At 66.4% G+C, this 20,864-nt stretch carries 19 protein-coding genes, 1 pseudogene and 1 other annotated feature; of the genes and pseudogenes, 7 read left to right on the forward strand and 13 right to left on the reverse strand.

What is annotated here, in order from left to right; genetic code table 11:
• Positions 1-9: 9 nt before the first annotated feature.
• The 3 genes from GH2_RS05705 to GH2_RS05715 form a co-directional block, all read right to left on the reverse strand.
• Entirely contained in the window at positions 10-900 is an 891-nt protein-coding gene (locus GH2_RS05705; protein ID WP_066164176.1) for an oxidoreductase, read from the reverse strand.
• A gap of 66 nt (positions 901-966) precedes the next feature.
• Positions 967-1,296: a branched-chain amino acid transporter permease gene (locus GH2_RS05710; protein WP_066164180.1), complete on the reverse strand. Its 330-nt coding sequence runs from the start codon at positions 1,294-1,296 to the stop codon at positions 967-969.
• The gene (locus GH2_RS05715; protein WP_084247328.1) at positions 1,289-2,017 is read right to left on the reverse strand and encodes an AzlC family ABC transporter permease; all 729 of its coding nucleotides are present in this window, start codon (positions 2,015-2,017) and stop codon (positions 1,289-1,291) included. The genes GH2_RS05710 and GH2_RS05715 overlap by 8 nt, the downstream gene beginning before the upstream one ends.
• 63 nt (positions 2,018-2,080) lie before the next feature.
• Between GH2_RS05715 and GH2_RS05720 the strand changes: the two genes are divergently transcribed.
• From GH2_RS05720 to GH2_RS05730, 3 genes are all read left to right on the forward strand, one after another.
• Positions 2,081-2,533 (forward strand): Lrp/AsnC family transcriptional regulator, encoded by a 453-nt coding sequence (locus tag GH2_RS05720; RefSeq protein ID WP_066164183.1) that lies wholly within the window; start codon positions 2,081-2,083, stop codon positions 2,531-2,533.
• 119 nt (positions 2,534-2,652) lie between these two features.
• Positions 2,653-3,102, forward strand: coding sequence for a hypothetical protein (locus tag GH2_RS05725; protein WP_066164186.1), 450 nt, complete (start codon positions 2,653-2,655; stop codon positions 3,100-3,102).
• Positions 3,103-3,216: 114 nt separating this feature from the next.
• Positions 3,217-4,722 (forward strand): SulP family inorganic anion transporter, encoded by a 1,506-nt coding sequence (locus tag GH2_RS05730; RefSeq protein WP_066164189.1) that lies wholly within the window; start codon positions 3,217-3,219, stop codon positions 4,720-4,722.
• A gap of 3 nt (positions 4,723-4,725) precedes the next feature.
• Here GH2_RS05730 and GH2_RS05735 read toward each other — a convergent pair whose 3' ends face one another.
• On the reverse strand, positions 4,726-5,679 hold the full coding sequence (locus GH2_RS05735) for an aldo/keto reductase (protein WP_239588361.1): 954 nt from the start codon (positions 5,677-5,679) through the stop codon (positions 4,726-4,728).
• Positions 5,680-5,777: 98 nt separating this feature from the next.
• Positions 5,778-6,389: a TetR-like C-terminal domain-containing protein gene (locus GH2_RS21565; RefSeq protein WP_169802424.1), complete on the reverse strand. Its 612-nt coding sequence runs from the start codon at positions 6,387-6,389 to the stop codon at positions 5,778-5,780.
• A gap of 84 nt (positions 6,390-6,473) precedes the next feature.
• Between GH2_RS21565 and GH2_RS21570 the strand changes: the two genes are divergently transcribed.
• Positions 6,474-8,072, forward strand: coding sequence for an FUSC family protein (locus tag GH2_RS21570; protein ID WP_066164197.1), 1,599 nt, complete (start codon positions 6,474-6,476; stop codon positions 8,070-8,072).
• A gap of 114 nt (positions 8,073-8,186) precedes the next feature.
• Here GH2_RS21570 and GH2_RS05750 read toward each other — a convergent pair whose 3' ends face one another.
• From GH2_RS05750 to GH2_RS05785, 8 genes are all read right to left on the reverse strand, one after another.
• Positions 8,187-9,056, reverse strand: a complete 870-nt coding sequence (locus GH2_RS05750; RefSeq protein ID WP_066164200.1) for an alpha/beta fold hydrolase — start codon at positions 9,054-9,056, stop codon at positions 8,187-8,189.
• Positions 9,057-9,127: 71 nt separating this feature from the next.
• Positions 9,128-10,087 (reverse strand): acetamidase/formamidase family protein, encoded by a 960-nt coding sequence (locus tag GH2_RS05755; RefSeq protein ID WP_066164203.1) that lies wholly within the window; start codon positions 10,085-10,087, stop codon positions 9,128-9,130.
• The gene (locus tag GH2_RS05760) at positions 10,084-10,410 is read right to left on the reverse strand and encodes a hypothetical protein (RefSeq protein WP_066164206.1); all 327 of its coding nucleotides are present in this window, start codon (positions 10,408-10,410) and stop codon (positions 10,084-10,086) included. The genes GH2_RS05755 and GH2_RS05760 overlap by 4 nt, the downstream gene beginning before the upstream one ends.
• Positions 10,411-10,424: 14 nt before the next feature.
• Complete coding sequence (locus GH2_RS05765; RefSeq protein ID WP_066164209.1) at positions 10,425-11,291, reverse strand: DODA-type extradiol aromatic ring-opening family dioxygenase; 867 nt, start codon at positions 11,289-11,291, stop codon at positions 10,425-10,427.
• A gap of 41 nt (positions 11,292-11,332) precedes the next feature.
• Entirely contained in the window at positions 11,333-13,084 is a 1,752-nt protein-coding gene (locus GH2_RS05770) for a hydantoinase B/oxoprolinase family protein (RefSeq protein WP_066164212.1), read from the reverse strand.
• Between the two features lie 22 nt (positions 13,085-13,106).
• The gene (locus GH2_RS05775) at positions 13,107-15,191 is read right to left on the reverse strand and encodes a hydantoinase/oxoprolinase family protein (protein ID WP_157086013.1); all 2,085 of its coding nucleotides are present in this window, start codon (positions 15,189-15,191) and stop codon (positions 13,107-13,109) included.
• Between the two features lie 281 nt (positions 15,192-15,472).
• Positions 15,473-16,231 carry an IclR family transcriptional regulator domain-containing protein gene (locus tag GH2_RS05780; RefSeq protein ID WP_066164218.1) on the reverse strand — a complete coding sequence of 253 codons (759 nt, stop codon included), beginning with the start codon at positions 16,229-16,231 and terminating at the stop codon, positions 15,473-15,475.
• Positions 16,232-16,297: 66 nt separating this feature from the next.
• Positions 16,298-17,503: a MalY/PatB family protein gene (locus tag GH2_RS05785; protein ID WP_066164375.1), complete on the reverse strand. Its 1,206-nt coding sequence runs from the start codon at positions 17,501-17,503 to the stop codon at positions 16,298-16,300.
• Between the two features lie 133 nt (positions 17,504-17,636).
• Between GH2_RS05785 and GH2_RS05790 the strand changes: the two genes are divergently transcribed.
• From GH2_RS05790 to GH2_RS05805, 3 genes and pseudogenes are all read left to right on the forward strand, one after another.
• Complete coding sequence (locus tag GH2_RS05790; protein ID WP_066164220.1) at positions 17,637-18,188, forward strand: L,D-transpeptidase; 552 nt, start codon at positions 17,637-17,639, stop codon at positions 18,186-18,188.
• A gap of 130 nt (positions 18,189-18,318) precedes the next feature.
• Complete coding sequence (locus GH2_RS05795; protein ID WP_066164221.1) at positions 18,319-19,023, forward strand: DUF169 domain-containing protein; 705 nt, start codon at positions 18,319-18,321, stop codon at positions 19,021-19,023.
• Between the two features lie 327 nt (positions 19,024-19,350).
• Positions 19,351-20,615, forward strand: a pseudogene (locus GH2_RS05805) (IS3 family transposase).
• Positions 19,639-19,768, forward strand: a sequence feature (AL1L pseudoknot). Its footprint overlaps the pseudogene before it by 130 nt.
• Positions 20,616-20,864: the final 249 nt, after the last annotated feature.

Raw genomic sequence — 20,864 nt, forward strand, 5'->3', positions numbered from 1 at the left:
ACCGGCGCGTCACAACCCGAACGGGACGCCCGTCAAGTCCTCCGACGCCGCCCACAGCTTCTCGGCGAGCGCGGTGTCCGACGCGCGGGCCGACCGCCCGGCGAGTGCCGGATGCCCGCGCAACTCGTTCATCTTGGACGGGCCGACGTACGATCCGCCCGGCAGATCCTGGCTCACCGCGAACAGCATCGGCCAGGCACCGGCTTCGGCGGACTGCGCGAGGATCTTGTTCCCGACCCGTCCGGCGGCGTCGAAGAGCGGATTCGCGGTGCGCGTCTGCAGATTGGTCGCCGCATAACCGGGGTGCGCCGCCAGCGACCGGACCGTGGACCCGGCCGCGGTGAGGCGGCGCTCCAACTCCAGCGAGAACAGCAGGTTCGCGAGCTTCGACTGGCCGTACGCGGCGGCGCGGTGGTAGTCGCGGCGTTCCCAGTTGAGATCGCTCAGCTCGATGGTTCCGCTGCGATGCAGGCTCGACGACATCGTCACCACCCGATCGCGCACATGCGGAAGCAGCAGGTTGGTGAGCGCGAAGTGCCCGAGGTGATTGGTGCCGAAGTGGGTCTCGAACCCGTCCTCGGTGTGGCCCTCCGGTACGTGCATCACGCCGGCGTTGTTGATGAGGACGTCGAGGTCGCCCGACCATTCCGCCGCGAACTCGCGGACCGACGCCAGGTCGGCGAGATCGAGGCGGCGCACCTCGGTCTCACCGCGGATGGTCGACGCCGCTGCTGCGCCCCGCGTCGGTTCCCGCACCGCCAGCACGACTTTCGCGCCGACCGCCGCGAGTCGCTGCGCCGCGACCAGCCCGAGCCCGCTGTTGGCGCCCGTCACGACGACCGTCTTGCCGTCGAAGGACGGTAGGTCGGCCGAGGTCCACGCCATCTCGTCAGTCGCCATGTTCTTCAGTCCTACCACCGGACCGGCCGCTGTGGAAGTGCTCCGCCCACCGTCGTGCAGGGCCGATTACGCGGCGATCACCGACGCCATCGCCACGTACAGCGCCGTCCCGGCGAAGATGCTGAGGGTCATGCTGCCGCGCCAGAGCTGCAGACCGACGGTCACCACGAGCGCCAGGACTGCCGGTCCGGCCGAGGCCGGCACGGTCGGTTCGGTCTCGCGCAGCGTGTACGCGGCCAGGATGAACATGATCCCCGCCGGCATTCGGTCGCCCAGATAGGCCAACAGCCTGCTGTCCCGCAGCGGGGCGAGCATCGCGAACGGCAGTGCGCGCAGCCCCCAGGTGATCGACGCCGAGATCAGCACGGCGACAAGGATGTAGCGCGGGTCAGTCACGGTTCCTCCGCTTCTGGACGAGGTACGAGCCGATGAGCGCGGCGATGAACAACGCCATCGCGATCAGCAGCATGTGCTGTTTGGAGACGAGCCCGGCGATCAGCGCGCATCCGAGCGCGAGAACGGGGATCGAGACGGAGCGGCGCACCTTGTACGCCTCGATGCCCAGCACCAGAAACAGTGCGGTGACGGCGAAGTCGAGGCCGACGACGCTCGGCGGGATCATCGTGCCCAGACCGGCGCCCGCGGCGACGCAGCCCACCCAGGCGGCGTGAAAGCTCGCCTGGATCGTGATGATCCGCGCCCGCGACCACGTCTGCGCTTCCGGCGTCGCGGTCAGCGCGTAGGCCTCGTCGGTCAGCGAGAACGTGCTGTACGCCTTCCACCCCCGGCCACCCACCTGGTGCAACGGAAACGAGAGGGCGTAGAAGACGTGCCGGAAGTTCACCAGCAGGGTGCTGACCGCGATCTGCGCGAACGGCGCTGCGGCGGCCAAGAGTCCGACGAGCAAGAACTCCATCGACCCCGCGAACACGACTGCCGCGAGAACCGGCCCCCACCACCAGGCGAGACCGGATTTCACCACCAGCACCCCGAGCGCGAGCCCCAGCGGAATCACCGCGGCGCACGCGGGAATCACCGTGCGCCATCCGGCGACGATCTCGTCGCGGGATGCCGAGGCGTCAACGACGTTCGTCTCGAGATCACGAGTGCTGGTCATGCAGCAATTTTAGAAAAGATTCGCCGCGATCGGATTGCTAAATCCCCTTGGTAACCTTCGTCTATGCGCAATAAACCCACGATTGATGATCTTGATCGAGCAATCATTGCCGAACTGGAATTGGACGGCCGATTGAGCAACACCGAACTCGCTCGCCGCGTCGGACTGACGCCCGCACCGTGCCTGCGACGCGTGCAGCGATTGGAGCGCGACGGCGTCATCCTCGGCTACCGCGCGATCGTCGACCCGAAGAACGGCGGCCGCGGGTTCGAGGTCATCGTCGCCATCGACATCGCGGTCAACGACGGTGAGACCATCCAGGACTTCGAGACGGCCGCGGCCGCCGTTCCCGAAGTCACCGAGATGCGCCGCATGTTCGGCCAACCCGACTACTACTTGCGCGTGCAGGTCGCCGATCCGGAGGCGTACGAGGCGCTCGCCGTCGGGGTGCTGTCGCGCCTGCCCGCCGTGAACCGACTGCTGTCGCATCAGACGATGCGGCTGGTGAAGGGCTGACAGTTCGCTCAGCGGCATCGTGACAGCGATCCGGGCCTTGTATCCAGTGTGATCGCAATGGTTGTTCCAGGTCGACGACCCGCGCAGACTCACACCATGATCGAGCAGAAGACCCGCAGATGACTGCCGCACCGTCACTTCGCATCGCCATCGAATACCCCGACGGCCCCGACTCGGCCCGGTGGGTCGAACTCACCGAGGACGGCAGCCGGCGCCCCGAGCGGTTCCGCGCCGCCACCCTGCTCGCCGCGCAGAAGCGCACCGCGGGCGCCGCAGGCGATGCCTTCGTCGACCTCGACGTCCTGGTCGCCGCCAGCGTCAGCGAGGCGTACGACCGCTACCGCGAGGTCCGCCCCGGATGGCGTCCCGGTGCGCCGGTGCCGAGCCTCGTTCATCCCGGCACGGTCGACACCCTCGCGGGACTACTGGCCGACATCGCGGTCACCGGCGTGGCCGACGGCGTCACCCTGACCTCACGCGATGCCGAGCAGTTGCTCGACCTCGTCTACGGCGACCTCGCCGAACGCCTCGTCGCCCACGGCGCCGACGTCCGCTTCCGTCCGCGGTAGCCACTCCGACCTCGTCGCCCGCTCGACGGAGGCCACGGCTGCGGTGCGGGTACCGATAGGGTTAGTCGGATTCTTGACCACCGACGTCACCGTCGCGCATTCCGCTGGAGGAGCATGAGCGCCCGCACGCCCGAGGCCGACCGCTATCGGTCGAACCCCACCGTCCTGGACGCGCTTCGGTCGCCGCAACTGTTGACCAAAGAAGTCCTGGCCGGCATGGTCGTCGGACTCGCCCTGATCCCCGAGGCCATCGCCTTCGCCATCGCCGCGGGCGTACCCGCCGAAGTGGGACTGTTCTCGTCGATCGTCATGGCGATCTCGATCTCGTTCCTCGGTGGCCGACCCGCGATGATCACCGCGGCCACGGCCGCCGTCGCACTGGTGATCCGCCCGGTCGCCGACCAGTACGGGCTCGATTACCTGATCGCCACCGTCATCCTCGCCGGCGTCTTCCAGATCGTTCTCGGCCTGGTCGGCGTCGCCAAGCTCATGCGGTTCATTCCGCGCAGCGTGATGGTGGGCTTCGTCAACGCCCTGGCCATCCTCATCGCGATCGCCCAGCTCGAGCACTTCGAGGGCGCGTCGTGGCTGATCTACCCGATGATCGTCGTCAGTCTGCTGATCCTGTGGCTGTTTCCGAAGATCACCACCGCGGTGCCCGCGCCGATGATCGTGGTGATCGTGATGACGCTGGCGGTGTGGCTGCTGAACCTCGACGTCAAGAGCGTGTCGGACACCAGCGAGGGCGGGCTGCCGGGCGGTCCCCCGATGCCCTTCTTCCCCGACGTTCCCTTCACCGTCGAGACGTTCACGATCATCGCGCCGTACGCGCTCGGCATGGCGGCGGTCGGCCTGATGGAATCGCTGATGACCGCCAAGCTGGTCGACGAGATCACCGACACCCACTCTCACAAGACCCGCGAGTCGATCGGTCAGGGCGGCGCGAACATCCTCTCCGGACTGTTCGGCGGCATGGGCGGCTGCGCGATGATCGGTCAGACGATGATCAACGTGCGCGCGTCCGGCGCCCGCACCCGCGTGTCGACGTTCGCCGCAGGCGTGTTCCTCCTCATTCTGGTGTGGTTCCTCGGGCCGATCATGAACCTGATCCCGATCGGCGCACTGGTGGCGATCATGTTCATGGTCGCGTTCTTGACGTTCGACTGGCACTCGGTGGCGCCGTCGACGTTGAAGCGGATGCCGCGCAGCGAGACCGTGGTGATGGTGGTGACCGTGGTCCCGGTGCTGATCACCCACAATCTCTCCATCGGCGTGGTGATCGGCGTCTTCACCGCGGCCATCCTGTTCGTGCGCCGCGTCGCGCACTTCACGTCCGTCACCCGGACCGTCAGCAGTGACGGGACCGCGGCGCACTATGCGGTCGACGGTGAGCTCTTCTTCGCGTCGTCGAACGACCTCACCACGCAGTTCGACTACGCCGACGACCCGGATGTCGTCGTCATCGATCTGTCGCGGTCGCACGTGTGGGACGCGTCGACCGTCGCGGCGCTCGACGGCATCGAGCAGAAGTACCGCCAGCACGGCGCGGCCGTCAGCATCGTCGGGTTGAACGAGGCCAGCGGAGCGTTCCACCGGCGGCTCACCGGCGAACTGCCCTAAGACCTACGGGAGAGTGTGTCCCGCCGCTGTCAGCAGGCCGTACCACTCGGCGCGGGTCAACGGAAGGTCCGATCCCGCGCAGGCGTCGGCCACCCGCTGCGGGTTCGTGGTCCCGAGCACCACCTGCATGCCCGCGGGGTGGCGGGTGATCCACGCGGTGGCGACCGCGGTCGGCGTGACGTCGTACTGGGCGGCGAGCCGGTCGAGTTCCGCGTTCAGCTCGGGATACTCCGGCGCGCCGAAGATGATTCCGGCGGAGAGTCCCTTCTGGAACGGCGACCATGCCTGCAGCGTCATGTCGTGCGTGCGGGCGTAGTCGACGATGCCGCCGCCGTCGCGCGTCACGGAGTCGTCGACGCCGACCATGTTCGACGCCAGCCCCTGCGTCAGGATGGTCGCGTGCGTCAGCGACAGCTGCACCTGGTTGACGACGATCGGCTGCGTCACCGCGGTCTTCAGCAGGTCGATCTGTCGGGGAGTGTGGTTGGAGACGCCGAACGCTCGGACCTTGCCCGCCTGCGCCAATTCGTCGAATGCGCGGGCCACTTCCTCGGGCTCCACCAGAGCATCGGGCCGATGCAGCAGCAAGACGTCGAGGTAGTCGGTGCCGAGAGCGCGCAACGACCCCTCCGCCGACGCCACGATGTGCTCGTACGACTGGTTGTAATGGAACGGGTCGGGGATGATGCCGCACTTGGTCTGCAGCGTCACTTCTGCGCGCTCCGAGCTGCTGAGCTGCAGCGCCTCGTGGAAACGGCGTTCGCAGTGGTGAACTCCGCCGCCGGGATGGTTGAACCCGTACAGGTCCGCGTGGTCGAAGAAGTCGATCCCGGACTCCCGGATCGCCTGGTAGAGGCCGCGGATCTCGTCGTCGTCCTTGTCGGCGATGCGCATCATCCCGGCGACGATGTTGGGCGCCGCGATCCCCGTGGTCCCGAAGGGCACCGTCTTCACCATGGCCGTCGTCCTCTCGTCGTGCTCACCCGACAAGATCTACCCGACGGACGGGGACTCGTCACGGCCCGGGGCGCACACACGCAGCAGACCTCGCACGATCAGGTCTCGATCAGGACGTCCGCGAGTGCGACGTCGACGACGCGTCGTGCGAACTCCGGCGTCAGCTGCCCGTCGAGGTGGGGCATCAGCATCCGGAAGTAGCAGGGTCCCCAGATCACGTCGAGGATCAGCCCGGAGTCGGCGTCCTCCCGAATCTCGCCGCGCGCCTTCGCGCCGTCGACGAGTGCCAGCGCCGCGCGCCGACGGGGACCGAAGTAGTGGTGGTCGAACTGGGCGGCGAGGTCGGCGTCGATCTGTGCGATGCCGATCAACTGTGCAAGCACCGTGCCTTCCGGTTCACGGGCAGCCAGATTCACGAGCCACTCGATCAGGGCGATGAGGTCGGCGCGGATGTCGCCGGTGTCGTAGTCCGCGATCTCGTCGCCGACGGCGTGGACGAACCCGTCCAGCGCCAGCGCGCCGCGCGACCGCCAGTACTTGAACACCGTCGCCGAACTGACGCCGGACGCGGTGATCACCTTGTTGATCGTGAAGCCCTGCACTCCGTCCCGGAGCAGCACGTCGGCAGCTGCGGCGACCACATCGGCGCGGACCTCCGCAAACGGACGTCGACCGCGACCGCGACGCGATGGCTGTGTTGTCGAACTCACGACGCCGGGCTCCCTCGATCGATGTGGACTCAGCGTAACCGGCCGTATTATATGAAGTAGTAATTCATTTAATGCGGGAGCCCCATGACGTCTGTCCATCCGAGTAAGCGCGCCGCTCTGGCGGTGTGGGACTTCTTCGCTCCCCGCCACACTCCGGGCACGTTGACGCCGGCCGCACGATCGGCCGCGATCTCGGTGATCGTCGTCCTGGCCTGCTGCCTCATCTTCACGCCGCAGCTCGGCCTGATCGGCATGCTCGGCGGGCTCACCACCTACTGGGAGAACGGTCGACCGCTGTGGGCACGACTGCGCCACGGAGTGATCGTCACCGCAGGTCTGGTGGCAACGATGTCCGTCGGCGTTCTGGTCGCAGCCCACCGCTGGGCGATCGTCCCCGCGAGCATCGGGATCATCCTCGTCTCCGGCATGATCTACTTCGTCTTCATGCTCACCCGCGGTCCCAGCCCGGTGATGCTGTTCTACGCAGGCGTCGTGGGGAGCTTCTTCGGCGCCCACCCGAGTCTGGGATGGAAGCTGGTGGGAGTCACCGCTTTCGCCTCCACTCTTGCCACACTGCTCATGGCGATTCCAGCGATGTTTCCGCGGCGCGGACCCGAGCACCGTGCCATCATCACGGCAGACAAGGCTGTCGCGGCATACGGTCGCACCCTCAGCGACGACCCCGCTGCCGCACGCACCGCCCGAGACCTCGCCACCGACGCGGTGAACACCGCTGGGCTCACCCTGCGGTCGGCCTGGCCTGCCGATCACGGCGATCACTTCCATCGTCTTCACGACGACCTCACCTCGATCACCGATCAGTGGCGCCGCACCGTCGCCCGTCATGCGGGGACCGCCCCCGACCCGTCGGCCGACACCCGTGAGCCGATCACGGACGTCTTCCGGCGCCCGCCGGTGCGCTACCTCGTGCGCCGAGCGTTCAACCGGCATTCCATCGAGTGGTTCACCACATGGCGGATGGCGTTGGCCGCAGGCATCGCGGGCATCGTCAGCGAACTCTGCGGTATCGGTCACCCGTACTGGGCCATCATCACCGGAACCATCATCATCAATCAGTGGATGGACCGACGCACCTCAACCCGACGCGCCGCGCACCGCACCGTGGGAACGCTGCTGGGCGTCGGCGTCGTCGGTCTCGTCGCACTGCTGGACCCCACACCGTGGGGCGGAGTCGCCGTCGTCATCGCATGCCTCATCGGGCAGTTCCTTGCGTTTCAGCTCAACTACGCGCTCGCGCTGGTCTTCATCACGCCGATGGCGCTCATCGCCATCGAGACCAGCGACGGCGGCGCCATCTCGTACGGTCAGTTGGTCTCCGACCGCTTCCTCGACACCATCATCGGCGCGCTGGCAGCGCTGGCCGTGACCTATGCGACCAGCTACTGGTTCCCGCGGCGCATCATCCGAGACCAGTCGGCCCGAGCCAACGCCGCCATCGCTCGGGTTCACTCAGCTCGGGCTCAGGCAGCTCGGGTTGGCGCCGCCCACGGCACCCCAGACCGGACCGGCCTTGCGGAGGACGCTCTCGTGGAGCTGCAGTACGAGCTCACCCGCCACATGAATGTTCTCGAGAAGGCCGTCGCCGACGACCCGCGACTAGCGGGTCTCGCCCCGGCCGAGCATCGGACGACCGACCGGGGATATGCCGCCCTCATCGGCTGACAGGACTGGGCCCGGCGGGCGGTGCACTGACACAAACGGAGCGGCCGACCAGAAAAGTGTCGTCGCATCGGTCGTGGGGACCAACGCGACGACACTTTTCTCACCGCTCGGCGACTACCGTCGGCCGTCGAAGGCGTGTCTGGCCAGATAACGACCGACCACTTCATTGAATTCGTCGGCGCGCTCGATCTGGGACCAGTGCCCGCACTGGCTGAAGATGTGCGCATCGGCGTTCGGGATCGTCGTCAGCAGATCCCATGTCCGAGACACCGGAATGACGACGTCCTGAGTGCCGTGAATGAGGAGGACGGGGATGTCCAACGTCGACAGGACGTCGAAGTCCAGCGGCAAGGCAACGCGATCTCGATCGCGGGCGGCCACGACCTCGGTCAACCGCTCGGACGCCGTGTCGTTCAACGCTGCTCGATACCGCAGGCTCACCAGATCGTCGGTGATGAGCGCGGTGTCCACCACGAACTGCTCGAGTGTGCGTCGGATCCCGGCCTCGGACAGTTCTGGCCGAGAATGCCCGGCCAGCGCCGCGGTCCGCTGGGCGCCGCCGGTGCCCATGGAGACGATGCCCAGCAGCCGGTCGGGGAAATCGATGGCGAGTTGCATCGCAACCCATCCGCCGATGGAGTTGCCCACGATCCACGTCTTCTCGATACCCAGTGCGTCCAACACGCGCACCGCGTGCTTCACCCACTCCCGAATCCCATACTCGGTGCCGGGTGCCACCACGGTCTGGCCGTAACCGATGGAGTCGATCGCGATGCAGCGTCCGTACTCGGCGATGGCAGGCAGATTCATCCACCAGTTCGCGGCCGCGGTGACCCCGGTGCCGGAGCCGTGCAAGAACAGGATGGGAGTGCCCTCGCCCAACTCGTGATAGTGGGTGATCTCGTCGGCGTCGGTCCGCACCCACTCGTCCGCCAGGCCGAAGAACTCGTCGGTGCGGTAGTCGGGAACGTCGGTGATGGTCATCTGAATTCCTCTCACTTCAGGGAGCGACGGCTGGTGGCGCAGCCGTCGCAGATCGGCGCCCCTCGACGGGGTCAGGCCTGGGATCGGGTCAACTTCTCGATGACGGTATGGACGCCCACGACGTTGTTGACCATCTGGGTCACCCGCACGTCCGCTGCGATCGAGCAGAGGCTGTAGGCCTCATCGGCGCTGAGTCCGTCGTCGACCAACCAATTCACCAGGTCGTCGACAGCATCGTGCGCGGCGTCCTCCAACGTCTGACCGAATCCGGTCGACACGAGGTGCCGGTCGGTCTCCACGCGCGGTGTGCGCAGGCCCGCGCCGCGTTCGATCGTGAAGCGAAGCCGCACGTGATCCATACCGGTCTCGATGGCGGTCTGATTCACCTCGCCGTCACCTTGGACCGCATGACCGTCGCCGCAATAGAAGCCCGCGCCGTCGCGGAACACCGGAAGCCGTAGACGACTGCCCACCACCAGTGCCGACAGATCCATGTTGCCGCCGAACGGCCCCGGCTCGACGGTGCTGCGCGGCCCGTCCTCGGCAGGCGCGACGCCCATGATCCCGAGGAACGGTTTCAAGGGGACGCGCACGTGCTCGCCGAGCGTCGTCGTCATCGACTCGCGGTCCAGCGCGAAATGCCGGATGGCGCCGGCGGGGAACCGTTCTTTCAGGACCCCTCGCCCTCTCGGGTGTGCCACCACCAGGTTGAACCCGTGTGCCGCCGGGACCAGCTCGAGGACGTCGACCACCAGCGCATCGCCGGGCTGAGCTCCGCGGACGTGGATCGGCCCGGTCAACGAGTGCGGGCCGAGGGCGTCGGGAAATCCCTCCTTGATCCGGGGGAAATCGTCCATCACGGTGTCCGGTGTCACCTGATTGCCCCAGTGCCCCCAGGTGGACAGCTCGACTTCGTCGCCGGGGTCCACGGTGAGTACCGGCGGAGCGGCCGGGTCGATGACACCCACCCGAACGCTGCCGGGCCCGGCGGGCAGACGATGGACGACGTGCCCACGCGGCGACGAGGTCATCGCGGTCCCGTTCCCGGGGTCTGAGGCGAGGATTCCCCGCGGATCGACGCCAACAGCATCTGCACGGCGCTGGTAGCGCCGGACTTGTTGTTGGCGAACAGAATCCGCGCGAACTGGGCGCCGAGATAGGGATGGAACCCCAGGTCGTACAAGGTTCGGAAATCCCGCTCCTCGATGGCCTGGCGTTCGGCCGGCGTCAGGTCGTAGCGGTCCAGGACGGCTGCTTGGTCGTCCTCGAACTCCCGGCGCAGATCGGCGTTCCACTTGAGGTCCTGCACCAGATCATGGGACACGAGAGCGCGATTGATGTTCTCCAGACTCATGGCGTACTCCTTCCCTACCGTGCGACCTGGGTCGTGGTCATATCCCAGCTGACGGCACCGATCCCGCAGCGCCACTGGTCCCACGCGGTGTATCCCAGGACGTCGCAGTATCGTTCACCGATCGCTCCCATCACCAGGATCCAGCTGAGCAGCTCGCCGGTGCCGCTGATCCCCGCCTCGTCGAGGCGTTCCAGGGTGACCTCGGCCAGGACCTTCTCGTGGTCGCCGTTGCCGAGCAGACCGAGGAACCAGCGATCGAAGTCCTCGTCGATCCAGAAGTCGCGCACCCCGCCGGGTTCGTGGCTCAGTCCGCCGGTGGCGAACAGGCCCACGCGGAGGTCATCGGGGAGGTCGTTCTCGATGACGTCGGCGAGCTGGCGGCCGATCTCGTAGCACGCGTACTGATCCGGGATCGGTGGAACGGTGACGTTCTGGAGGATCGGGATGATCGGGACTCCGCTGGCCTCGATCTCGGTCTTGACCACGGGAACCGAGACGTTGTCGTCGAAGTTGAGGTTCTCGCGCGTCGCGGTGACCCGGGTGCCACGACGGTTCAACCCGTTGAACAGCGCCTCGGCGACGTCTGGGCGACCGGGAACTCGGTATTCTCCGCAACCGAGCCAGTCCTTGAAGAACTCGGCCGGGCCACGATGCTCCGGCGCCATGCCGACGACGAAGTCGGGATACTCGCGGATCCGGTTGTTGGCCATGTGGTCGTTGGCCACCATGATGATGACGTCGAGTTCGGTGTCTCGAATCTGCTTGGCGATCGATCCGTACGCGGACGAGACCATCGCCTGAGACTCGGCAGGCGCCTGGTCGAGCATGCCGATCAGGCCGGGCGCGTGGCTTGCCGCCACCGCGAACACGGTCTTGGCCATGATTACTCCTTAGCTGTTGACTGGTGTGGGACGTCCCGCGGTCAGTGCGCCGCAGCGCGCAGAGCCTGCGTCTCGTCCGTCCGAATCTGTAGTGTCTCGGGGTCGATGGCGACGCCGTAGACGGTGCGTGCGGCGTCGACGGACACCACTTCCTCACGCACATCGCGCAGCACCAGTTCGGCGTCGCGCAGGTGCGGATCGCCGAACCCGCCGCCGCCGCTGGCGACGACCTCGAACACATCACCGTCGTTGAGCGTGTAGAACGCATTGGTCTCGATCGAGACGGGTGCGTCGTCCCCGCGCGTCAGACTCAGACTCTGCACAATGCCGGGTTGCCCGCCGAGCAGCCCGAGTGGTGCGGTCTCGGGCATGAATCCGCTGCCGTACGTCGCGCACGCGATGTTGTCGGCCCGCACCGTCCACCGGTAGCGGACGCCCAGCCCGCCGCGCCACTGACCGCCGCCCGCGCTGTCCGGGAGGTACTCGAGTTCCTCGAGGACATAGGGGGTGTCCAGCTCGTGCAGTTCCGGGTCCGGGGTGCGCAGCCCACCGAGGGTGTTCGACGGCGACAGGTGGTCCCAGCCGTCGAATCCTTCGGTGGCACCGCTTCCGCCCTTGCCGAGGAAGTGCAGGTCGCCGAACGGCCGGCCGGTCCGCGGGTTCACTCCCATGGTCGCCGGGGTGCACCAGCGGGCCCATCCGGCGTGAGCGCGGCTCGGGATGGCCTGCGACAGCGCGATCCACACTGCGGCCGCGATCGCCTCACAGGTGGGAACGGTGCACGCTGCCACCGGTGCCGGTGCCTCCGGATTGACCAGCGATCCCGCCGGTGCGATGACCTCGACCGGCTCGAAGGCGCCGCTGTTGTAGCGGATGTCGGGGTCGATGGCACCGAACAGCGCCAGGTGAGCGGCGGCCACCGTGTTGGCGATCGGGCTGTTGATGAACCCCTGCGCCTGCGGGTCGCTCTCGCTGAAATCGAAGGTCAGGTGCTCGCCGTCGACCCGGACGGTCAGCCCCACGCGGTACGACCGGTCCCGGTCGATGCCGTCGTTGTCGAGCACGGTCTCCGCCTGGTACTCCCCATCGGGAATCGCAGCGATCTCGGCTCGCACCTGGCGCGCGCTGGCCGCCAGCAGTTCGTCGGCGGCAGCACCGACCGTCTGCGTGCCGTACTTCTCCAGGAGCGCATGCAATCGACGTTCGCCGATCGCCGTGGCACCGATCTGACAGTTGAGGACGCTCTCCACCAGCGACCGCATGCGCACGTTGCTCAGGATCAGCTCCCAGGCGTCCCGCCGCAGCGTGCCGCGATCGACGATCCGGACCGGCGGGATCAAGATGCCTTCTTCTTGAACGTCACGGGCGCCCGGGTTGAAGCCCACCACGCCGCCACCGCCGACATCGGCGTTGTGTCCCTTGGTCATCGCCCAGAAGACGAGTTCGCCGTCCCAGAACACCGGCCGGGTGATCGTGATGTCGGGCAGATGAGAGCCCCCGTTGAACGGGTCGTTGTGAATGAACACGTCGCCGTCGTGCACATCATCGCCGAAGAACTCCACAATCGCGCGCTGAGCGTACGGCGTGGCACCGCCGATGACGGGGATGTAATGCGTCTGTGCCAGCAGACGGCAGTCCGCGCTGAAGATGGAGGTGGCGAAGTCGCGCGCTTCCACGAAGATCGGGGAGCGCGACGTCCGCAGCATGGTCTGGCCGATCTCGCGGGTGATTCCGTCCAGTGCGTTGCCGATCACCGCAACGAGGATGGGGTCGGTCTTGGCTGCTCGAGTCATCTGAATTCTCCTTTCAGGCCGGTCAGTTGGCCGGTTCGATGACGTAGGAACCTTGGGCGTCGACGGTGAGGGTGTATCCCTCGATGAGGACGACGGTGGTGGTCGGTTGTTCGATGATGGCGGGACCGACGACGCGGTTGTCGCGGCGCAGGGCCAGGCCGTCGTAGATGTCCGTCATCCGCGCCGTGCCTGAGAAGACGGCCTCGCGGGTTCCCTTGTGCGCGGCAGCGGGGTCCGCGCCGGCGGATTCCTCTTCGGCGAGGGCGGCCTTCATCGTGCGTCCTAGCGCCGTGACCCGCAGGTTGATGATCTCCGTCCCCTCGCCCGGCATCGAGTAGCCGTTGAGCGCCTCGTGCTTCTCCTCGAAGTCGGAGACGAGCTGCTTGAGTGTCGTCGGGCTCAGTTCCTGCTCGAACGCCAGCGGGATCTCGATCTCCTCGAACTGCCCCACGTAGCGCAGGTCGGCGGTGAAGACGAGCTCGATCGCCTCCGGTTCGACGTTCTCCGACCGCAGGGCCACCACGGCTTCGTCACGCATCTCGCGGTACACCTCGCTGACCTTCCCGAGGTCGACCGCGTCGACCTCGGCGACGAAGGTTCGGGCGTACATGTGCTTCAGGTCAGTGAGCAGCGTGCCCACCGCGCAGAACACCGACGACTCGCGGGGCACGATGATCCGGCTGATGCCCAGTTCCTGGGCGATCGGCACCGCGTGAATCGGTCCGGCTCCACCTGCCACGACGAGGGTGAACTCGCGGGGGTCGAAACCGCGCTTGACCGAGACGGCGTTGACGGCCTCGGCCATCGCCGCATTGACCACTCGGTAGATGCCTTCGACGGCCTCGGGGACGGACAGGCCGAGCGGGGTGGCGACCTTCTCCTGCACCGCACGACGTGCGGCGTCGACGTCGAGGGTGAAGGCGCCGTCACCGAACAGGTCCGGGTTCAGGTAGCCCATGAGCAGGTCGGCGTCGGTGGTCGTGGGGTTCTCCCCGCCGCGGCCGTAGCAGGCCGGACCGGGCGTGGCGGTGGCGCTCTGCGGGCCCACCCGGAGGATGCCTCCGGAGTCCACCCACACCAGCGAGCCGCCGCCGGCGCCCACCGTATGAATATCGAGCATCGGCAGCGCCACGCGGTATCCGCCGATCTCGCTGTCGCTGGTCAGGAGGGGGTCGCCGCCCCGAACCAGCGCCACGTCGAAGCTGGTGCCGCCCATGTCCACGGTGATGACGTCCTCCGAGCCGTGGCGTCGGGCGTACTGGAGTGCCGCTTCAGGGGCTGCCGCCGGGCCCGACATCAGGGCGTTGACCGCCATCTCACTGGCGATCTCCGGAGACATCACACCGCCGTTGGACTGGACGATCAGCAAGGTGCCGTCGAAGCCCCGATCGGCCAACTGACGCTTGATGTTGGCGAGGTAGTTCTGCAGCTTCGGACCCACGAAAGCATTGAGGACCGTGGTGCTGTGACGTTCGTAGGCGCGGATCTGGGGCAGAACGTCGCTGGACAGGGTGATGAAGGTGCCCGGCAGTTCCTCACGGAGGATCTGCGCGGTCCGCTGTTCGTGTGCGGGATCAAGGAACGACCAGAGGTACGAGACCGCGACAGCTTCGACCCCCTGCTCCTTGAACAGTTGCGCGGCCTCCCGAACGTCCGCTTCGTGCAGCGGGATGAGTTCGTTGCCGGACACATCGATGCGTTCGCGCACGGTGGCGATGAGGTCGCGGGGCACCAGCGGAACCGGCGGGGCGTACTTCGAATCGTTCTGCCTGTCGCGGATGCCGCGGCGCATGTTCAACAGATCGCGGAATCCGCGCGTGGTGATGAAGCCGGTCTTCGCGCCTTGCCGGGTCAGGACCGCGTTGGTGGCGATGGTGGTGCCGTGAACGATCGTCGTGACCCCGCCGAGGAACTCTTCGAGTGATTCTCCGACGGCGTCGGCCGCTTTTGTCAGGCCGTTCAGCAGGCCTTCGGATGGGTCGTGAGGCGTCGTCGGAGACTTATAGATGCTGGCCGCACCATCGGCTTCCGTGACGAAGAGATCGGTGAACGTCCCACCGATATCGATACCGACCCGGCGACCTGTCTTATTCTTTGTATTCATCATCGAGGCAACTCCGTGTCCTGATTATGCGAGAGCCGATTGTGACCATGATGGATTGGTTCACACGCACCCTCTCGCTGCCGAAGAAAGTCGGCGTCTTAGTCGAGAGATTGTGACTTCCGGTGCGAGAGCACTTTCTGTGAACGGAAATGTAACTCGCCTCACACGGCGGCGGCAAACCGTTGTTCGGCTGGTCCGAACAACGAGATCTTCACGGATCTGACCTGCACAAACAGAAGACCTCGGCGGTCGCCAAGGCAGCACGAAGAGCTATCGAAGGATGCTCAGCGGCCTGCGCGAAACCGCTCTGTCGGATGGCACAGACGCTGCGCGGCGTCGACGACGGCCTGCGCATACATTTCGCCCTGCGTTGCCAGTCGATATTCGAGGAAGCTCATGCTCAGAGCCCAGGTGACATCGCCGTATTCATTGCTGACCGGTGCAGCGATGCAGCACATTCCTTCGACGGTCTCTTCCACATCGAGCGCATAACCGCGTTCTTTGACCGCACTCAATTCTTCGTCGAGCGCCGCCAGTGATCCGATCGAATTCTCCGTGAGGCGCTGCATTTCCACATCGGCATATATCTTCCGCACCTCGCCGGGCGGAAGCGCTGCTAACAACGCCTTCCCCGCCGCCGTGCAGTTCGCGGGAAGCCGCTCCCCCACCTGGGTCACATTGACGTGGACGCCGGAACGTGGCGAGATCTTCTCCAGATAGACCACCTCACCCCGATACCGCGACACCAGTTGAACAGTCTCGCTGTACTCTTCGACCAGCTTCGCCATCTCCACGCGCGCAGGACCCGAGATCTCCGACGTCATCCGCGCCCGCAAGCCGAGTTGGAATGCGCGCCATCCGAGGCGGTACCGACCGCGCGCGGTACGCCGAAGCAGACCCAACGCGGTCATCGACTGCATGTACTCCCACACCGTCGTCTTCGGCAGGTTCAGTTCGCGACAGACATCACTCACGGTCCATTCGGGGACGTCGGAGGAGAAGAGGGCGAGGACTCGCGTCGCACGCTCGAGGCCCTCGATCATGGCGTAGTCCGGGCAACCATGTCATGCACGATACGCGGGTGGACCTGCGGTGGAGGAGTGCGACGATCACCGAAGCGTGCGCTCGAGGGTTCCCATCCGGGTCACCGCCTCGGTCAGGATCGCCTTCGACGTCGCGAAGTTCAGACGCACATGTCCTGATCCACCCGAACCGAACACGTGCCCGGAACTGAGCGCGACGCGCGAGTGCTCGAGGAACGCCTTTGCTGGACCGGCCAACTCGCTGACGATCCCCGGCCCGTCGGTTCCCTCAGCGTCCTCGAAGCCGAGCGGCCGACAGTCCAACCACGCGAGGTACGTCCCCTGGGGAGGCGCGTACCGCACGTCGGGCAGATGGGTGGCGAGCAACTGCCCCAACAGGTCTCGGTTCTCAGTCAGTCCGACGAGCAGTGCGTCGAGCCACTCCCCGCCGTCGGCGAACGCTGCGGTGTGGGAGAGGACGCCGAAGTGGCTCGGACCGTGGCTCACCTCTTCCGGCATGCGTTCCAGGTCGCCGGCTGCGGCGGGGCCGGCGATCGCCAGCGCAGCCTTCAGTCCGGCCAGATTCCATGCCTTGGACGCGGAGATCAACGAGAACGCGTCGTCTGCGCCGTCCACACTCAGATACGGAGTGAACGACGCGCCATCCAGGATCAGCGGCGCGTGGATCTCGTCCGCAATCACCCGAACGCGGTGCTCGGCGGCCAGGGCGGCGACCGCCTCCAGCTCCCGTCGCGTGTGCACCGCCCCGGTCGGGTTGTGCGGATTACACAGCAGGTAAGCGACGCGGCGCCCGCGCTCTCGAGCCGCGGCGAAGACGGCCGCCAACGCCTCGAGGTCGATGCGGCCCGCGGTCAGCGGCGCCTCGACGACAACCCGGTCGGCATGCGTGGCGAAGGCGTAGAACGGCGGATACACCGGAGCGTTCACCACGACGGTGTCGCCGGGCTCGGTCACCAGTTTCAGGACTTCGACGATCCCCATCATCACGTCCGGCACGATCGCCGTTCGCCCCACCTCCAGACCGTCCCACCCCCACCGACGGGCGGCGAATCCCGCGAGCGCCTCCGCATAGTCGACGCCTCGGCCCGAATATCCGGTATCACCGCGTCCGACGGCCTCGGTCAGCGCCGCAGTGATCGGCTCCGCGAGCGGGACGTCCATCTCGGCAACCCACAGCGGCAGGACGTCGCCGGGATGCGCGCGCCATTTCATGCTCGTCCGCTGTCGCAAGTCGTCAATCGCGAGTTGTTCCAGCGGATTCGGGATAGTCATGGTGTCCACCCTGCTCGACTGCCGATGACACCGCACCCAGATCCGTGAACTTCTCGCGCCGCCGCGCACCCGTCCGCGCGCGTAGACTCGCCTGGTATTGACAATGATAGTCGTTATGAACGAGAGGTGAGCTATGCGCGGATACGCCTGGACCGTCGCACTTGCCGCAGCAGTCCTCGTCGTCACCGTCGCGCTCACCGCCCGGATCATCACAATCGACCAACCCGCCATGGGGTCTACGCAGGCTGCGCCGCGGCCGTCCGCACCGGCCGCCGGCGACGCGCCGTCTCCCTGTCCGGTAGACGAGGCGCGCAAACGTGTGCTGGTGAGCGTGTCGCGTCAACACCTCTGGCTCTGCGATGACGGCCGGTCCGTCGCGACGTCGCCGGTGACCACCGGCAGATCAGCCACCGGCCACGGAACGCCACTCGGGAGCTGGCGCATCGTCAGCCACGAGACCGCCCGCTACCTCGAAGGGCCCGGCTACCGAATCCACGTCCACTTCTGGCTCCCGTTCTTCGGCGACATCGGCTTCCACGATTCACCATGGCAACGCTTCCCGTACGGAGACCTGCAGCAGTACAAGACCGAGGGCTCGCAGGGCTGCATCCACGTGCCCGGCCCGATGATGGCCGAACTCTACCGCTGGACCAGGGTCGGCACGGCCGTGACGATCGCCGCCTGATCGGCGCGGCCGACTCCGCAATCACCTGCACCTTATTGACAATGATTCCCAATAACTGATCTCATCTATCGGGACCGGATCTCCTACTGGCGCGCGCACGCGTGCCTGCTCCGTGTCACGAAAGGCGATCATGATCGAGCACCCGTCGCACCGACTGTCCGAACTGTTGGCACTCCGCCATCCACCCGTCGCATTGACCTTCGTCGACCAGAAGCCCGCCGATCTGGCAGCGGTCACCGTCGCGGCGCCGTCAGCCTGCACCTTCTGGCGACGCGCGGAGACGGAGACTTTCTACGCCGCCGCACACGACCACTTCAACTGCCCCATCGGATCACTGGTGATGGGATTCGATCTACCCGCCACCGTGACCGACGAGCTCGGCGGACTGGTCCAGTCGATGTGCGATGCGCAGTACCTGGAGCTCTCCGAAGCCGCCGCCATCCCCCACCTCGCCACTCCGTCCGCAGGAATCGTGTACGGCCCGCTCGCCCAAGCGACGACCGCGCCCGATCTGGTGTTGGCGTGGGTCGATCTCGCTCACGCGATGCTCTTCAACGAGGCGAGCGGCACCGCGAGATGGACCGCCACATCCGCCGACGTGACCGGCCGCCCCGGCTGCGCAGCGCTTCCCCGCGCCGTCGCGACGAACAGTCCGAGCATGTCGTTCGGCTGCATCGGAATGCGCACCTTCACCGATATCGACGACGACCTCAGCCTGGTGGCCATCCCCGGCGGTGAGCTCGAAGCATTCCTCGAGGCACTGGAACAGACAGCGCGCGCCAACGCCTCGATGCGCACGCTCTATGAGGCGCACCGCGAGGACGTCGTCGGATAACGGGAGCTGTTGCGTGGGCGACGAGAGAGATAACGCGCGACTGCGTGTGATCACCCGAGTCCGGTCAGCACCTCCTGATGCGCATCGACTGAGTCCGCCAACGCAGCCAGGTGCACATCCGCACCACCGAGCTGCAACCCGATCGATACCAATCGACTCGACAAATGTCCCACTTGATGCTCTTCAGTTACGCCGACACCACCGTGAAGGTGAATGCACTCGTTCGCGAGCACCCGGCCAGACCGGCAGATCTGCAGATCCGCCCGCGACACCACTGAACCGTCCTGGGTCTGGTGGAAACCGTGAACGCACCAGGAGAATGCGATCATGGCAGCACCACGCAAGTTCGACCAGGAGACCCGTGAGCGGGCCGTCCGGATGTACGACGACCGATTGAAAGAGAACGACGGCGAGTCCAAGTTGGGTGCCCGTCGGCATGTCGGCTCTCTCCTCGACATCAACCCCGCCACTCTCCGCAACTGGATCGACGCCGACGAAGCAGCAGGGGGCGTCGGGCGATGCAGAATCGGGCTCGTCGGTCTCGGCTAAGCTGAACGCCCTCCGGGAGGAGAATGCTGAATTGCGAAGGGCCAACGATATTTTGAAGACTGCGTCAACGTTTTTCACGGCGGCGGAGGTCGACCGCCGACTGCGGTGCTCGTCGAGTACATCGACGAGCATCGGGAACGGTTCGGGGTCGACCCGATCTGCCGCGTGCTCACCGAGCACGGCATGGCGATCGCCGGAGTCCACGTACTACGCACGCAAGAAGGTCGGCACGGTCTCCGGAGCAGTCCTGGCCGAAACCTACGCCGCCAACGCAGTGTTCGGGGTCTACGAGCGGAACCGCCGTGTCTACGGGGTTCGGAAGCTCTGGCGCGCGATGTGGCACGCCGGCCATGCGATGGGTCGCGATCAAGTGGCCCGACTGATGGCCGTGTGCGGGATCTCCGGCGCCGTTCGCGGCGCGCATCGCACCGTCACCACCCACCGCGATGATCGAGCACCGAAATTCCCCGATCATGTTGAGCGGCAATGGAACCGACCGACTGCGCCCGATCAAATTGTGGGTGGCCGACTTCACCTACGTGTGGACCCTCGTCGGCTTCGTCTACGTCGCGTTCCTCGTCGACGCCTTCTCTCGCCGGATCCTGGGGTGGCGGGTCATGTCGAGCAAGCACACCCCGTTGGCGACCAGCGTCGTCGAGCAAGCCCTCTTCACCCGCCGCAGAGGTGAATTCACCCTCGCCCCAACAGGTTTGGTGCATCGCAGCGATGCCGGTAGTCAGTACACGTCGATAGCGTTCTCCACCGAGCTCCGCGAGGCCGGGATCACCGGGTCGATCGGCTCCGTAGGCGATGCGCTCGACAACGCGCTGATGGAATCGACGATCGGCTTGTACAAGACCGAGCTGATCGACGTCGAACGATCACGGTCCTGGACCGGCCGGGCCGAGGTCGAGCGTGAGACCGCGGCCTCGGTGCACTGGTACAACACCGCGCGTCTGCACTCGTCGATCGGCTACACCTCGCCGACCGAGCATGAGGCGCGCTACCGTCAGACCGTCCCCTCGACACCCGAGGTGGCCTAATCCAGGTCTCCGACCGGACCAGGACGGTTCAAACTGCGAGACACCGCTACTGTACTAACCCAGGGAACCAGCCGCTCCGGAGAAGCTAACATCTATTCGGCTTCGAGTGCGGTGAGGATGTCGGCGACTCGGATCCGCAGAGATCCGCGTTCTTAAGCGTGAAACTGCTGTCGACGATCGCCCAATTAACACTGCCGGGCTGGCCCATCGCAGTGACGATGATGCGGGCCAACAGTGGGGGCTGTGCCG

It is taken from the genome of Gordonia hydrophobica NBRC 16057 (assembly GCF_001592365.1).
GTDB classification, from domain to species: Bacteria; Actinomycetota; Actinomycetes; order Mycobacteriales; family Mycobacteriaceae; genus Gordonia; species Gordonia hydrophobica.